Origin of the sequence: Vibrio plantisponsor (assembly GCF_013041605.1) — a bacterium.
Taxonomy (GTDB): domain Bacteria; phylum Pseudomonadota; class Gammaproteobacteria; order Enterobacterales; family Vibrionaceae; genus Vibrio; species Vibrio plantisponsor.
In genome coordinates, this window is record NZ_JABEQC010000001.1 from 407,113 (window position 1) to 421,387 (window position 14,275).

The 14,275-nt window shown below is 45.5% G+C and carries 15 protein-coding genes; 13 read left to right on the forward strand and 2 right to left on the reverse strand.

The genetic code is table 11. The annotated features are described in order from the left end of the window. Window positions 1-36: 36 nt before the first annotated feature. The 5 genes from nifD to HKI82_RS01965 all read left to right on the forward strand — a co-directional run bounded on the left by nifD (window position 37) and on the right by HKI82_RS01965 (window position 4,468). Entirely contained in the window at window positions 37-1,503 is a 1,467-nt protein-coding gene (gene nifD, locus HKI82_RS01945) for a nitrogenase molybdenum-iron protein alpha chain (protein WP_102939851.1), read from the forward strand. Window positions 1,504-1,580: 77 nt separating this feature from the next. Continuing rightward, window positions 1,581-3,152 (forward strand): nitrogenase molybdenum-iron protein subunit beta, encoded by a 1,572-nt coding sequence (nifK, locus tag HKI82_RS01950; RefSeq protein WP_102939850.1) that lies wholly within the window; start codon window positions 1,581-1,583, stop codon window positions 3,150-3,152. Window positions 3,153-3,214: 62 nt separating this feature from the next. Beyond that, on the forward strand, window positions 3,215-3,436 hold the full coding sequence (gene nifT, locus HKI82_RS01955; RefSeq protein ID WP_102939849.1) for a putative nitrogen fixation protein NifT: 222 nt from the start codon (window positions 3,215-3,217) through the stop codon (window positions 3,434-3,436). Between the two features lie 14 nt (window positions 3,437-3,450). Next, the gene (locus HKI82_RS01960) at window positions 3,451-4,161 is read left to right on the forward strand and encodes a NifB/NifX family molybdenum-iron cluster-binding protein (RefSeq protein ID WP_240956627.1); all 711 of its coding nucleotides are present in this window, start codon (window positions 3,451-3,453) and stop codon (window positions 4,159-4,161) included. Then, window positions 4,154-4,468, forward strand: coding sequence for a hypothetical protein (locus HKI82_RS01965; RefSeq protein WP_171137035.1), 315 nt, complete (start codon window positions 4,154-4,156; stop codon window positions 4,466-4,468). The genes HKI82_RS01960 and HKI82_RS01965 overlap by 8 nt, the downstream gene beginning before the upstream one ends. 130 nt (window positions 4,469-4,598) lie before the next feature. Here HKI82_RS01965 and HKI82_RS01970 read toward each other — a convergent pair whose 3' ends face one another. Beyond that, window positions 4,599-4,838, reverse strand: a complete 240-nt coding sequence (locus HKI82_RS01970; protein WP_102939847.1) for a hypothetical protein — start codon at window positions 4,836-4,838, stop codon at window positions 4,599-4,601. A gap of 246 nt (window positions 4,839-5,084) precedes the next feature. On the opposite strand from HKI82_RS01970, the gene nifE reads away from it, so the two are divergent. From nifE to HKI82_RS02000, 6 genes are all read left to right on the forward strand, one after another. Continuing rightward, complete coding sequence (gene nifE / locus HKI82_RS01975; protein WP_171137036.1) at window positions 5,085-6,512, forward strand: nitrogenase iron-molybdenum cofactor biosynthesis protein NifE; 1,428 nt, start codon at window positions 5,085-5,087, stop codon at window positions 6,510-6,512. Window positions 6,513-6,522: 10 nt separating this feature from the next. Continuing rightward, window positions 6,523-7,929, forward strand: a complete 1,407-nt coding sequence (gene nifN / locus HKI82_RS01980; protein WP_240956628.1) for a nitrogenase iron-molybdenum cofactor biosynthesis protein NifN — start codon at window positions 6,523-6,525, stop codon at window positions 7,927-7,929. After that, on the forward strand, window positions 7,926-8,408 hold the full coding sequence (locus HKI82_RS01985) for a NifB/NifX family molybdenum-iron cluster-binding protein (protein WP_171137037.1): 483 nt from the start codon (window positions 7,926-7,928) through the stop codon (window positions 8,406-8,408). Before nifN ends, HKI82_RS01985 begins: the two co-directional genes overlap by 4 nt. 94 nt (window positions 8,409-8,502) lie before the next feature. Continuing rightward, window positions 8,503-8,793: a ferredoxin III, nif-specific gene (gene fdxB, locus HKI82_RS20595; protein WP_102939844.1), complete on the forward strand. Its 291-nt coding sequence runs from the start codon at window positions 8,503-8,505 to the stop codon at window positions 8,791-8,793. Window positions 8,794-9,070: 277 nt separating this feature from the next. Further along, window positions 9,071-10,369 (forward strand): HD-GYP domain-containing protein, encoded by a 1,299-nt coding sequence (locus HKI82_RS01995; protein ID WP_171137038.1) that lies wholly within the window; start codon window positions 9,071-9,073, stop codon window positions 10,367-10,369. A gap of 92 nt (window positions 10,370-10,461) precedes the next feature. After that, window positions 10,462-11,739: an HD-GYP domain-containing protein gene (locus HKI82_RS02000; RefSeq protein ID WP_102940044.1), complete on the forward strand. Its 1,278-nt coding sequence runs from the start codon at window positions 10,462-10,464 to the stop codon at window positions 11,737-11,739. On the opposite strand, the gene HKI82_RS02005 is transcribed toward HKI82_RS02000, so the two are convergent. After that, a complete protein-coding gene (locus HKI82_RS02005) occupies window positions 11,726-12,352 on the reverse strand; it encodes a DUF2057 family protein (protein WP_102939842.1) in 627 nt (208 codons plus the stop codon). The genes HKI82_RS02000 and HKI82_RS02005 overlap by 14 nt on opposite strands. A gap of 307 nt (window positions 12,353-12,659) precedes the next feature. Here HKI82_RS02005 and HKI82_RS02010 point away from each other — a divergent pair, with 307 nt between their 5' ends. Continuing rightward, window positions 12,660-13,394 (forward strand): IclR family transcriptional regulator, encoded by a 735-nt coding sequence (locus tag HKI82_RS02010; RefSeq protein WP_102939841.1) that lies wholly within the window; start codon window positions 12,660-12,662, stop codon window positions 13,392-13,394. Window positions 13,395-13,399: 5 nt separating this feature from the next. After that, window positions 13,400-14,236: an arginase family protein gene (locus HKI82_RS02015; RefSeq protein WP_171137039.1), complete on the forward strand. Its 837-nt coding sequence runs from the start codon at window positions 13,400-13,402 to the stop codon at window positions 14,234-14,236. Window positions 14,237-14,275 lie beyond the last annotated feature (39 nt).

Sequence of the window (14,275 nt, forward strand, 5' to 3'; positions counted from 1 at the left end):
TCTTCTTATTTGCTTAAAGACAATGAGGATTCACTTATGTCTATGAACAAAGAACAAAAGCAGGCGCTGATAGACGAGGTTTTAGATGTCTATCCTGAGAAAGCGCGTGAAGATCGCAAGAAGCACATTGCGATCAGTGATAGCTCTGCTGAAGGCACTTGTATCACTTCAAACCGTAAAACTCTGCCAGGTGTTATGACCGTTCGTGGTTGTGCGTATGCAGGTTCAAAAGGGGTAGTGTGGGGACCTGTGAAAGATATGATTCACATTTCTCACGGTCCTATCGGTTGTGGTCAGTACTCTCGTGCTGGTCGTCGTAACTACTACTCAGGTACAACAGGTGTCGACTCTTTTGGTACGTTGAACTTTACCACTGACTTCCAAGAGCGTGACATCGTATTCGGTGGTGACAAAAAACTCTCTGCTGCTATTGATGAGCTTGAGTCATTGTTCCCGCTATCGAAAGGCATCTCGATTCAATCAGAGTGTCCAGTGGGCCTGATTGGTGACGATATCGAAGCGGTAGCGAAAACAAAGAGTGCTGAAACGGGCAAAACCATTGTGCCTGTACGTTGTGAAGGTTTCCGCGGCGTGTCTCAATCGTTGGGTCACCATATCGCGAACGATACTATTCGTGACTATGTGTTGGATGCCGAACAAGAGAGCACCATTGAATCAACACCTTACGATGTGGCAATCATCGGTGACTACAACATCGGTGGCGATGCTTGGTCTTCTCGCATCATCCTCGAAGATATGGGGCTGCGCGTTGTGGCTCAATGGTCAGGTGATGGCACATTACCTGAGATGAAAAACACACCAAAAGTGGCGTTAAACCTTGTCCACTGTTACCGCTCAATGAACTACATCGTGCGTTACATGGAAGAGAAAAACGGCATTCCTTGGGTTGAGTACAACCTATTCGGTCCAACCAAGATCGAAGAGTCTATGCGTAAAATTGCCGCATTCTTTGATGACAAAATTAAGCAGCAGACTGAAGAAGTGATCGCGAAGTATCGTCAGCAATGGCAAGCGGTGATTGATAAATATCGCCCACGCTTAGAAGGCAAGACTGTGATGCTTTATGTCGGTGGTTTGCGTCCTCGTCACATCATTGGTGCGTACGAAGATTTGGGTATGGAAATCGTCGGTGCGGGTTATGAGTTTGCTCATAACGATGACTACGTGAAAACCACGCCAGATGTCAAAGATTCAACCTTGCTATTCGATGATGCCAGTGCCTATGAGTTGGAAGAATTCGTTAAACGCTTGAACCCAGATTTGATTGGTTCTGGTGTGAAAGAGAAATATGTCTTCCAGAAAATGGGTTACCCATTCCGCCAAATGCACAGCTGGGATTATTCCGGTCCTTATCACGGTGTCGATGGTTTTGCTATCTTCGCACGCGACATGGATTTAACGCTGAACAACCCATGCTGGAAAAGCATGAAAGCACCTTGGTTGGAAGAAGCATCAGACGAAGCGTTAGCTAAATCTGCTTAAAGTGAGTTGGAAAGGATTTCCAATTAATGTAACCCGAGCCGGCGTTCACAGATTAGTGGCACGGTAGGAGAATACTCATGACTCAAAAAGTTGAAGACATTAAAACTGGTTATGCGCTATTTCAGCAACCAGAGTATCAAGAGTTGATGGCTAACAAGCGCGCAACTTTTGAAAATGCCGTTGATGCTAAGAAGGTTCGCGAAACCTTTGAATGGACAACAACGAAAGAATACCAAGAGATTAACTTTGCCCGTAAGCACATTACGATTGACCCTGCGAAGGCGTGTCAGCCATTAGGCAGTGTTTTGTGTTCTCTTGGTTTCGAAAAAACACTTCCTTACGTGCACGGTTCACAAGGTTGTGTGGCTTACTTCCGTTCTTATTTCAACCGCCACTTTAAAGAGCCAATTGCGTGTGTTTCTGACTCAATGACAGAAGACGCAGCGGTGTTTGGTGGTCAGGAGAACATGTTTGACGGACTTAAAAACGCCTACGCCTTGTACAAACCTGAAGTGATAGCAGTCTCTACCACGTGTATGGCGGAAGTTATCGGTGACGACTTAAATGCTTTCATCAATAACGCCAAACACAATGAACATATTCCAGCGGATTTACCGGTTCCATTTGCACACACACCTTCGTTTGTGGGTAGCCATGTTACTGGATGGGATAACATGTTCGAGGGCATTCTGCGCTATTTCACTCTCAATGGAATGGAAGGCAAAGTGGCTGGAAGCAATGGCAAAATTAACATTGTTCCGGGGTTCGAAACCTATCTTGGTAACTACCGCGTCATTCGTCGTATGTTGGACGAAATGAAGGTGGAATACTCTTTCCTTTGCGATCCATCAGAAGTATTGGATACCCCAGCAGACGGTGAATACCGTATGTATTCAGGCGGTACGCCAGTCGAAGAAGTTAAAGATGCACCGAATTCTAAAGCAACTTTCTTACTTCAACCTGATCAACTTGTGAAAACGAAGAAATTCATTGAAGGCACTTGGAATCAAGACGTGCCAGCACTCAACATCCCTATGGGATTGGAGTGGACAGATAATTTCATCATGAAAGTATCTGAAGTCACAGGCAAACCTATTCCTGAGTCAATCACCAAAGAGCGTGGTCGTCTTGTGGATATGATGACTGACTCTCATACTTGGCTGCACGGTGTGACAGTTTCACTGTACGGTGATCCTGATTACCTATTGGGTATGTGTAAGTTCCTAACCGAGCTTGGTTGCGAAATTAAGCATGTGCTTTGTAATAACGGTGCGAAGCGTTGGCGCAAACAAATGGAAGCTCAGCTTGCTGAAACGCCATATGGTCAAAACGCAGAAGTGTTTATGGGTAAAGACTTATGGCACTTACGTTCCCTGATGTTTACTGACAAACCGGATCTATTGATTGGTAACTCATACGGTAAGTTCATCGAACGTGATACCAAAGCGAAAGGTCCTGAGTTTGAAGTTCCTTTGGTTCGTATCGGTTTCCCAATTTTCGACCGCCATCATCTTCATCGCCAGTCTACTCTCGGCTACGAGGGTGCAATGACCATCTTAACCACTTTGGTGAACGAGGTTCTGGCGAAGCTGGATCGTGAAACAAGCGACTTAGGTAAAACTGACCTTGGTTTTGACTTGGTTCGCTAGTGACAATGGCCGACAGAGTGTTCTGTCGGCCTTTCTTTATCAGCCTAACAGAGGGAAAGGTTATGGCGAATGTAATGATTCAGTACAACGAAAATGGTGCGCTTTCACTTTACTTACCAAAGAAAGACTTAGAAGAAGTGATCACTTACTTTGAGTTTGATAGTGACAGCAAATGGGGTGGCGAAGTGCGTTTAGCCAACGGGGCGATCTATCACATTGACCCAATGGCAACAAAACCTAAGTTGCCTATCACGGTAAAAGCCAGACGACTACAAGCAGCGTGATTTAGGAGGACGATATGATGATGGACAATACCATTTCCGACCAAGCGGCGATACGCATTGCTTTAGCGTCTAAGTCGTTGCCCAATATCGAACTGCGCTCGCTATTGGGGCTGTTGATTCAGCACCTTGGTGAGCCTCTGACTGAAACGAAGTTAGTCGGTTTGTCTCCGAAGGCTTTTCGTTTAATGGTTGGTTCATTAGGTTCAGGACCAACTCGCAAAGACGTTTCCAACGCTTTGCATGTGCTTTGTAATCCAGAAATCAGTGATGTTTCTGCTCCAGAAGTCGCATCGCAAACGCCTATCTCTGGACCAAAACTGCGCGTGGCGTTGACGTCCAACCAAGGTGAGATGGTCAATGGGCACTACGGTTCGTGCCTGCGCGTTTTAATATATGAAGTCAATGCAACCGAGCATCAACTGGTTGAAGTGCGTGAAATGCCAACCGAGAAAAAAGGCGAGGAGCGAGCCATTGCAATGCTGGATAGAATCCGCGATTGCCATATGCTGTTTACGCTTTCGATTGGCGGGCCTGCCGCTGCTCGCGTTACTCGCGCTAATATCCATCCCATCAAGAAAACTGCGCCTGCAGAGGCTTCTGCTGTGTTGAAGGAACTCTCGCAAGTGATTGCAACCAATCCGCCACCATGGGTGAAACGAATCCTTGGTTTTGAAAAGAGCGCCGTTGAGTTTGCGCAATTGGAGCTGGAGGAGAGCTATGAGTGATGTAGCGATAGAGGCTTCTGCACCAATGCAGCTTGCGCATCTTTCTCCCGTAGTATTGTCGGACATCGTTGCCAAACTTGAGGCACAGTCCGACATCAATCAGCACACGTTGGATAGCTTGAAACAAAGCTATCCTGAACTGCGTTTTACTCTTTGTTTTGAGCAGGAGATGGGAACGCGTGAAGCGTATCTTGAAGCGAATCACTTTGATCTTCATTTAGTCTCGCACAGCTTGTCGGGCTGCAGTTCATTGACCTTTGATTTAGCCGCATGCAGTGGTCTTGTGATTGCGCTTCGCGATGAGTGAAGTGTGGGATCGTTTCATCACAACCTCCTTGTCCGTTTCACCTTGTTTTCTTCATGCGTGTGTTCGAGGAGGTGACGTTTTGATTGAACGATTGGAAATTGCCAAGCATAGATGTTAGCAATAGAGCCCATCAGTAGAGCAGCCAGTCAGTCGCATAAATCACTACGATCACTAGAGTGACGAGAAAGGCTAGTATCATCGCCATCTTTTTCATGTAGCCTGCTCTATCAAATACGACGCCTTCTTCTTCCCTTACCCTTGCTTCTTCGTCAAAGTGCCACTTAATCGCTAAGTAACCGCCAATGCCTAATACAATTATCTTCAAAGCTCCAGCAAAGTACGGAAAGACGTTAGCCCAACTGCCGCTCATCCTCTAACTCCATCAAGTTAAAAATCGAATTTACGGTAGCATAGCCAAAGGTGCATGTTTATTTCTTTTTTGTCGCACCTTCTATTTCTCTTTGTTCGTTTTACGACAATTGTTCATTTCATCTCCTAAATAAACTCAGTTTATCAATAAGTTATTTTTGGCTTTCTAATTGCAATTCCACTGATTAATACGACATTCAGGGATTGAATGTAACAACATCGTCAGATGTAGACAGTTGGAGGCACCATGAAGCAGTCCGAAATCAAGCTATTACAAGATGAACCTGCCTGTGAACATAACTCAGGCAGCAAGAGTGGCTGCAGCCGATCCAAACCGGGTGCTACGGCTGGTGGCTGTACTTTTGACGGTGCGCAAATAAGTTTGTTGCCGATTGCCGATGTTGGACATATTGTCCACGGTCCGATTGGCTGTGCCGGAAACAGTTGGAACAATCGAGGAACGCGGGCAACAGGTACAAATCTATTTCGTTATGGTTTTACTACCGATCTTAATGAACAAGACGTGATTATGGGGCGAGCCGAGAAGCGATTGCTTCACGCGATTAAACAGTTGATAGAAAAACACGCTCCGCCCGCAGTGTTTGTCTACATGACCTGCGTTCCGGCTCTAGAGGGCAATGACATTGAAGCGATATGCCAGTTGGCGAAAGATCGCTGGAATATACCTGTCATCCCTGTTGATGCCGCAGGCTTCTATGGCAATAAAAATCTTGGCAACCGTATTGCGGGTAATGTGATGTTTGAACGGGTCATCGGCAGTGCAGAGCCACCACCGAAACCTTTGATGAAGCATGACGCAACACGTCACGTTCACGACATTGTATTGATTGGTGAATACAACATCGCCGGTGAGTTTTGGCATGTTTCTCCTTTGTTTGAACAGTTGGGTTTGAGAGTGTTGTGTTGCTTGGCTGGTGACACTCAGTTCCATCAAATTCAAACCATGCATCGCGCCGATGCGGCGATGGTGGTTTGCGCCCGAGCACAAGTCAACGTTGCCCGAAAACTTGAAGAAAAATGGGATATTCCTTGGTTTGAAGGCAGCTTTTACGGCATTGAAGATACATCGGCAGCGCTTCGTTCATTCGCTCGTTTAATCAAAGATGAGCGCTTAATCGAAGATACAGAGGCTTTAATTGCCCGAGAAGAAGCCCAAACTCGAGAAGCATTAAAGCCTTATGTTGAGCGCCTTAACGGTAAAAAAGCACTGCTTTATACCGGTGGGGTGAAATCCTGGTCGGTCGTTAGTGCGCTAAAAGAGCTTGGCGTGGAATGTGTTGCAACAGGTACGCGTAAATCCACTCAGTCAGATAAGAAACGCATTATGGATATCATGGGCGAAGAGGCACTAATGCTTGATGAAGGTGGAGCATCACTGCTTCTCGATACCTATCATCGTTACAACGCTGACATCATGATTGCGGGTGGCCGCAACATGTACACCGCGTTAAAAGCGCGCCTGCCATTTCTGGACATCAACCAAGAGCGTGAACATGCCTACGCGGGGTATAAAGGAATGATCACCCTTGCTCAGGAACTGTGTCGCACTTTAGAAGCGCCGATTTGGGCAAAAGTTCGCAGCGATGCGCCTTGGTCGCTGCAAACATCATCGGCTAGTTTGTCCTCAAACAATGCTGTTGTGAATGCTAAGTAAGGAGATTCAAATGGTGACTGAAAGAAATGCGAAAGTAAGAAAAATGAATTCTCCTTTGGTTTCTCAGCCTTTGAAAACCAGCCCTGCAACAGGGGCAACGCTGGCGTCACTCGGTTTTCATCGTTCTATTCCCTTAATGCATGGCGCTCAAGGATGCAGTGCATTTGCCAAAGTTTATTTGATTCAGCATTTGCGCGAGCCCATCCCTCTGCAAAACACCGCTATTGACCAAGTCTCAGCGGTGATGGGCGGAGATGATAACCTCAGCGAAGCTTTGCAACTGCTGTGTGAAAAGCAAAACCCAGAGCTTATCGCGGTAATGTCGACGGGTCTGACAGAGATGCAAGGCTGTGATCTGTTTCGGGTTATCGCGGATTTCAAACATAACCATCCGCAGTTTACTAATACTCGTATTGTCTCAATGGCAACGCCGGATTTTGTGGGCTCAATGCAAACAGGTTTTTGCGAAGCTGTTCGCAGCGTAGTGAAGCAGCTTGTTCAACCTCCAACCTTGCGCCCTCGCCAACGTCAACAGGTCAATGTGCTTTGTTCATTGGGGATGACAGCTGCTGACATTGAAACCATCAAGCAATATGTCGAAGCGTTTGGGCTTGATGCCGTTGTCGTACCCGATTTGTCACTGTCACTTGATGGACATTTGGACGAAGCGGAATACAACGCAACCAGTACTGGTGGTACGTCAGTGATGGAAGTTGAATTGATGGCTGACAGCATCATGACTTTGGTGCTGGGCGATGGTCTGCTTGATCTTGCCCAATGGCTCAAGCAGAGATTTGATATTCCTTTTCAGTCGTTTGGCATGGGTATGAATATGGATGTGGTGGATGACCTCGTGATGACGTTATCCCGCATCAGTGGACACGATGTACCGAGTTGGATGACTCGAGCCAGACAACGAGTGCAAGATGCAATGTTAGATACCCATTTTCTGCTCAGTCGAGAAGAGTATGTTATTGCGCTAGAACCCGACCTTGCCAAAGGTTACGCCGAACTGCTTCTCTCCGTTGGTGGCCGAATTTCTCAACTGATCACCACAATTGATGCGCCTCATCTATCGGATATCGATGCCGATGACATTGTAATCGGTGACCTATCTGCGATTGATCTGAACAACTCACATCTGAAAGCGGTGATCAGTAACACCCATGCTGCACAGATGTGTGAGCCACAAGTTCCTGTTTTACGTGCTGGTTATCCTTGCCACGATCAGTACGGGAATATGGACATACATCAGTTTGGCTATGAGGGGATTCGTGAGCGCCTGTTTGCATTAGCAAATTTGCTATTACGTAATCACAAAGATGAAGTCCCTGTTCATATCAGCGCTTACCGCTTTGAAGCTCATGAAGTCATGCAAAACGAGATGGCTGGATTTGATTCTAAGGAGGCGCGATGAGCATAAACAAACGCAGATTACACGTCGAACCGAGCCCAGATGCCAGTAGCTTCAAAGTGAAAGTCGCCTTTGCGACCCATGATAGACAGACCGTTGATCAGCACTTTGGCAGTTCGTTGGGTATGTTGATCTATGGCATCAGCGAACAAGAGTGGCATTTGATTGAAGCCATTGAATATTCAGTATCGGATCGTGTTCACGACAAACTACCCAGCCGAATCAATGATCTTGCGGATTGTTCTGCGGTGTTTTGTAACGCATGTGGGGCAGCTGCGATAAGACAACTTATTGAGCAGAGTATCCAGCCAATCAAAGTGCATCAGGGGTACGACATTCATCAGCTCTTGTCGGAAATGCAACAAGAATTGCAGCAAGGGCCTTCTGGCTGGTTGGCTAGGGCAATGAAGCAACGTGAAGATGTGCAAACGGCTGAAAAGAGTCAGCAACGTTTATCCCAACTGATGGATGAAGAGTGGTAGCGGCACTGAACTTTGAAAGCAATGGCTGACGTAATAATGGCTTATGTAATAAGACATGAACAGGAATGTTTAAATATCAACAAGGAAGAGAACGGTGAGTAATAGAGTAGGTTATACCCAAGGCGGTGATGAATGGGTGCCGCAATTCATACAGGCCATCGACAAACAAAACTGTATCGGCTGTGGACGCTGCTACAAGGTTTGTTCTAGAGATGTGTTTGATTTGGTTGAAAACGAAGATATTGACGAAGACGACGATTATTTTGACGACGATGAAGTGATGATGGTTATGACGCTGAAAAATGCAGCAGATTGTATTGGCTGCGAAGCTTGTTCAAAAGTGTGCCCGAAAAACTGTCAGAGTTTCGCTGCTGCCAATGCATAGTGGCAGGCTTTAAAGGGTAACGAATGCCAGTTCCTTACCCTCCTTAGCCACTTAAAATCTTGTCAACACCAGACATTTACAATATGCACCAAGTTGGATTTCGATCACGAATTAAATTTCATCCCGTTTTCAAATCTAACAAGATGTCATTCTGTGAAAATTATGGGTCACATTTTTTAAGTGATCCGTCGATATCCCTGAATATAACAGGGACAAAAGTATGACATTCATTTATATTTTCTAGCCTTATAGTTTAGGTGAGATTGCTAGTTTTCGTATGGATATGTCAGGTGACGATGCAAGAGTCAATTTGCGTCAGGCTTTGTTAGGTATTGCTCAAGCGTTAGACGCGATTGAGCATGAAGTCCCTTACCATGGCTACAACGTGGCATATATTGCCTATCGGTGTGCGGTATTTATGGGGTGGGATGAAGAACAGGCTCAGTTAGCTTTTTCAATAGGGCTGATGCATGACTGTGGTGGCACACAATCGACTAATCTTTTACCTCTGTTTCCACACTGTTTAACTGGCAGTTTTTCTCGTCATTGTGAAAAAGGCTATATGCTGCTGAAAGAGTGTCAGCCATTGTCTTGTTTTGCCACGCCAATTTTGTACCACCATACTCCTTGGCAAGAGCTGAGAAATCTGCCGTTATCCGATACCGATAAACAACTGGCTTCTCTGATCTTTTTAGCCAACCGTTTAGATCATCTCTACCGTCATCACAAGAAAGACAAATTTGGTAATCTTTCCGCTGTCGAGAAAAAAGCGATTTGTGATGAGCTGATCCACCATGCCGATACTGTGTTTGAACCGAATATGGTCCAGCACATGACGGAGCTGGTGGATAAAGACGATTTCTGGTTTGCAATGAAGCCAAGGTACATTGAGGAAATGTATTTTCGAATGCAGCCTGTGCCGTTTTTTTCTGGCCGCGTCGATTTGGATGGCACCATAGAGATCGCTGAATTTTTTGCAAAAATTGTTGATGCAAAAAGCTCATTTACGTTCCAGCATTCGTTGAAAGTAGCTCAGCTAGCTCAGTTCATCTCTAAGCAGCTTGGGTATTCTCCTAAAGTGCAGAAGATGTTGTATCTGACAGGGTTAGTGCACGATATCGGAAAGCTTTATACGCCGGATCCTGTATTGCACAAAGCAGGCAAGCTGACTTCCGAAGAGTATACCTGCATTAAGAGCCATGCCACGGACACTCGCTTTATCCTGCAAGCTATTTTCCGTTCTCAGCGCATTCTCGAATGGGCGTCAAACCATCATGAACGTTTGGATGGTTCTGGCTATCCGTTAGGCAAAATGGCTGATCAACTTGATAGACCAAGCCGGATTATTGCCGTTTCGGACGTGTTTCAAGCTCTCACTCAATCACGGCCTTACCGAGCAGGAATGCCGTTGGAAGAAGCTTTGGGAATTGTTCGTTCACTCGTTGATAATAATCAGTTAGATAGAGAAATTTTTGAGTGTCTGGAACAGCATTCTCATGAGTGTTATCAGCTATCTATTGGTGAGCAGGACGAAATTATCGATTATGTGCCAGCCTTAACAGTTGGTGAAAAGTGATCGCACCTTAGTTTAACCACCAGCTATTGTTCTACTATATTTTCATTAGAGTTGTAGTATTCAACTGAAACAGTAGAAACGAGCTGCATATGATGAGTCCCGTCAATATTGAGTGGCATGTCAACTTAAGACAAACATTCTTTTGTATCGCACGAGCGCTAGATTCAATTGGTATTGATGATATCAATCACGGTCATCGTGTCGGTTACATGGCCTACGCTTGTGCCAAAGCGATGGAATGGAGTGAAGAAGAGTGCCAGTTGGTATTCTCACTTGGTTTAATTCATGACTGCGGTGTGGCGCAAAAACGTGATTTCTATAATTTGCTTGAGAATATGCAGCCAGACAATGTCCGCCAGCACTGTGTGCGAGGATACGAACTACTTTCTCAATGCCCTCCATTGGCGCTTTTTGCCGATACTATCTTGTACCACCATACCCCTTGGGAAGAGTTAAAGCACATTGATATCTCAGACAGAGATAAGCGTTTTGCCGCACTGATATTTCTCGCCGACCGGGTCGATTATCTTAAAGAGCTCTACCCAAGAGATGAGTTCAGCAACGTCACTCAGGAAGCTCGTAATGAAGTGTGTCTTGAAATTGGACGACTCAGTGGCACCTTGTTTGAGAGGGATTTGGTGCGTCAAATGCAAAGCCTGTTGAGCAAAGAATTCATCTGGTTCTCCATGGAGCCTTATCACATCGAAGCTCTGAGCCAAACTCTGCCGGCAACGCCATTTTTCGAACAAAAACTAGAACTCGGAGATATTGTGGCTATCGCGATGTTGATGGCAAACATCGTCGATGCGAAGAGCCAGTTCACTTTTTATCATTCTCAGAAAGTCGCTGAGATTTGTCACAGCTTGGCTCGGCAGTTGGGGTTGAATTCTGAAATGCAAAAAGCGCTGTATTTAACAGGGTTAGTACATGACATTGGCAAGCTACACACGCCGGAGGACATCCTGCATAAACCGGGCAAACTCAATGAGAGTGAATACCTGTGTATTCAGCGTCACTCAACGGATTCACGCTACACATTGCAGATGATGTTTGGTGAGTCGGCGGTCTGTGATTGGGCGGCTAACCACCATGAACGTCTGGATGGTTCAGGCTATCCGAGGGGTTTGCAAGGCTCAGAAATTGATTTGCCTTCGCGAATCATAGCGGTAGCAGATGTGTTTCAGGCTTTAACTCAAGCGCGGCCTTACCGAGGAAGAATGTCGCTCGAAGAAGTGATGCAAATTATGTCCCACGAAGTGAGCTGCGGGCGACTGGATAGCAAGGTGTTTGATGTTCTGGTGAAGAACGAGAAAGAGTATTACGAGCTCTCTATTCAAGAGAGCTCGCCAGGTTGGGTTAATGCCCCTTAACGTATTCTTTAAAGCGTGCTTTCGTTTCCGCGTCAGCTTTGTTGTACCAGAAGTGCAGCATTTCTTCGGCTGTCGAATCTGCGGCTATTGGTTGGGTGATAGCCATTGAGGCAGCATTTTTATCGGCAATAGAAGCTACAGCTCCAGTTTGGTTGTATTCCTTGGTTTCTTGATAGAAATTACGGCCAAGCTGCATACCTTCTTTGACTAAACGATCTTGGTCAATGCTGATTGCTGAACCACTTTTATCCACCAAAGACCATTCAAAAGACTTAATCTTTTCTCGCGCCATTTTGGCATCGCGATACTCAGGCAATGAGAAAACCAATTCTTTATCTTGTGCAGTGAATTTAGTGATCACAACATCGCTCGCCACGCCTACACGGTCATCACCTTCAGAAAAATAGGGCTCAAAGCGAAAGACGATCTGGTTTTGTCCATCTTCCAGTTCAACGATTTTGGTTGAAGAAAACAAACTTCCAGACATTGCCGGTTTTGCACCATTCACAACAAGCAAATCAATAGAGCTAGGGACTTCGATGGTGACTTTAGCGGCCGCCGAGGCGCTGAAAGCGAGGGCGAGAACATACGAGAGTGGTTTGATTAATTTCATTTTGTTTATCCTTGAAGCCAACTTGCAGAAATACGCAAACTACTTGCAGTAACAGCAAGCTCAACAACGAGGAACACCGTTGGCGTCGCTGTACATTCAAATAGGAAGGCTATAGAGGGTGCCGATAGATGGCGCGAAATGCAAGCCGTCATCTGTGAGTAACATAAGAAATGCGATTGATGCTAAATCTGTATTTATTTTGCAACATTCTCATTCAGTGAGAATGTAATGCTTTAATTTGGGTAAGATTCTCGATATATAAGAATTTGAGTTTGAGGCGTTTACTGATAAAGGCTAAAACAATCCCATGAACGAATTAAAACTGTCTTCTAATCAGGTCAACGAAAAGTCACTTCAGCTTTTAATGCAAGTGGCGGTGAATAGTGAACCTGTTTCAGCGAAAACGCTGAGTGAACAATTGCAAGTCCCATTAAGTAGTCTTTACCGACACTTAAAACTGTTGAAAGAGTGGAGTTTGATTGAGGAAAGTCCATACGACAAAACCTTGATCATCGGTCCGGCAGCTTTGCTGTTAATGCATAGTTACGAGACCAGCCAACACAATTTAGACGAAGTTGATGCGGTGTTAACACGCTTGCAAAAACAGACAGGTGAAATGGCTGCATTCATGGTGCCGGTAGGTTACAGAGCACTGTGTGTCATCCAGAAAGAAAGTATGCAGGCGCTCCGATGCAGCTACGTCCAGGGTCAAAGTCAACCCCTGCTTCGTGGCGCCTCATCCAAAGCTATGCTGGCTTTTATGCCAACTCAGCGTTGTGAAAAGATATTGCGACACTTCGGGCAAGAAGAGCAATTAGACAAGTGGCAAGTTGAGTTGGAGAAAATTCGGCAACGAGGATATGCCGTGAGTACTTCTGAGATTGATCCGGGCGTTTCTGGGATCAGTGCTCCGGTGATGAAAGGAAGCAAATTGATTGGCGCGATTACAGTTATGGCTCCAGCCCATCGCGTTGACGCTAATAAACAGCGAATCATTTTGCATGTGTTACAGGCCGCTCGCGCGTTGCCACCAGAGAGGTAATCATCATGTTGAGTTTATTCAAACGTTACCGTATGAACCGCAGTTCGGTGCATACATTCTCTCCGTTCACTTTTCTAACCGTTTGTGAACGTGTTAAGCCTATGACACAGGTAGAGTTTGAATTTGCTCAACAGAGTTTGGAATTGTCTTCAGAGTGGCTTTACAAGCAGCAATCTAATCTTAACTACAGTGATGCTGGCCATTTCGTGGTTCAAGATCATCAGGATGTGGCTTATCAAGAGTTGCTCAGCCGACACTTTGCGTTGTGCTCTGTGCCTGTGGCTTTGGCAAACTGCCATGAACTGATCCTTAAAGCGATGCCAGTACTGGCGTTGGATAACGAAGAGATTGGCGTGATTCATATTGGTCACGGGTTTGAACTGAAGCAATCGCTTGAGCCAACATTGGGTTCTGCGTTTCACTTTATGTTGTCGCGTTTTCAAAATACCCGAGCTTTCTTTATTGGCGCAGACCTCAAGCGTACTGCTTCTCAAGTATTAGAGTATGCCGAGGATCTCGGTTGTGATTGGCTAAGCTCCGACGAATGCAGTTTTCGCCATCGCACACAGTTGAAAAACCAGCTTAACCACTTTATGGATCACTGCGATCAACTGGTGGTCAATATCGATTTGGCGTCATTGGTGCCAAGTACTGGTTTGTCCGATGATGAAGTTCTCGATAATCAGATGGTTCTGCGTATTTTAAGACATGCGATTTTGTCTAAAAAAGTGAAGATGGTTCAGTTGGTCGGTTCTAAAGATAAGTTGATCTACTCAAAACAAACCAAAGAGATTGTTGATGAGCTTTGTTCGCTCTCTCCGGACATTATTCATGCTGCTTAATTAGCGACTGCAACATTAGCAACTGAAACGGCAGATGAA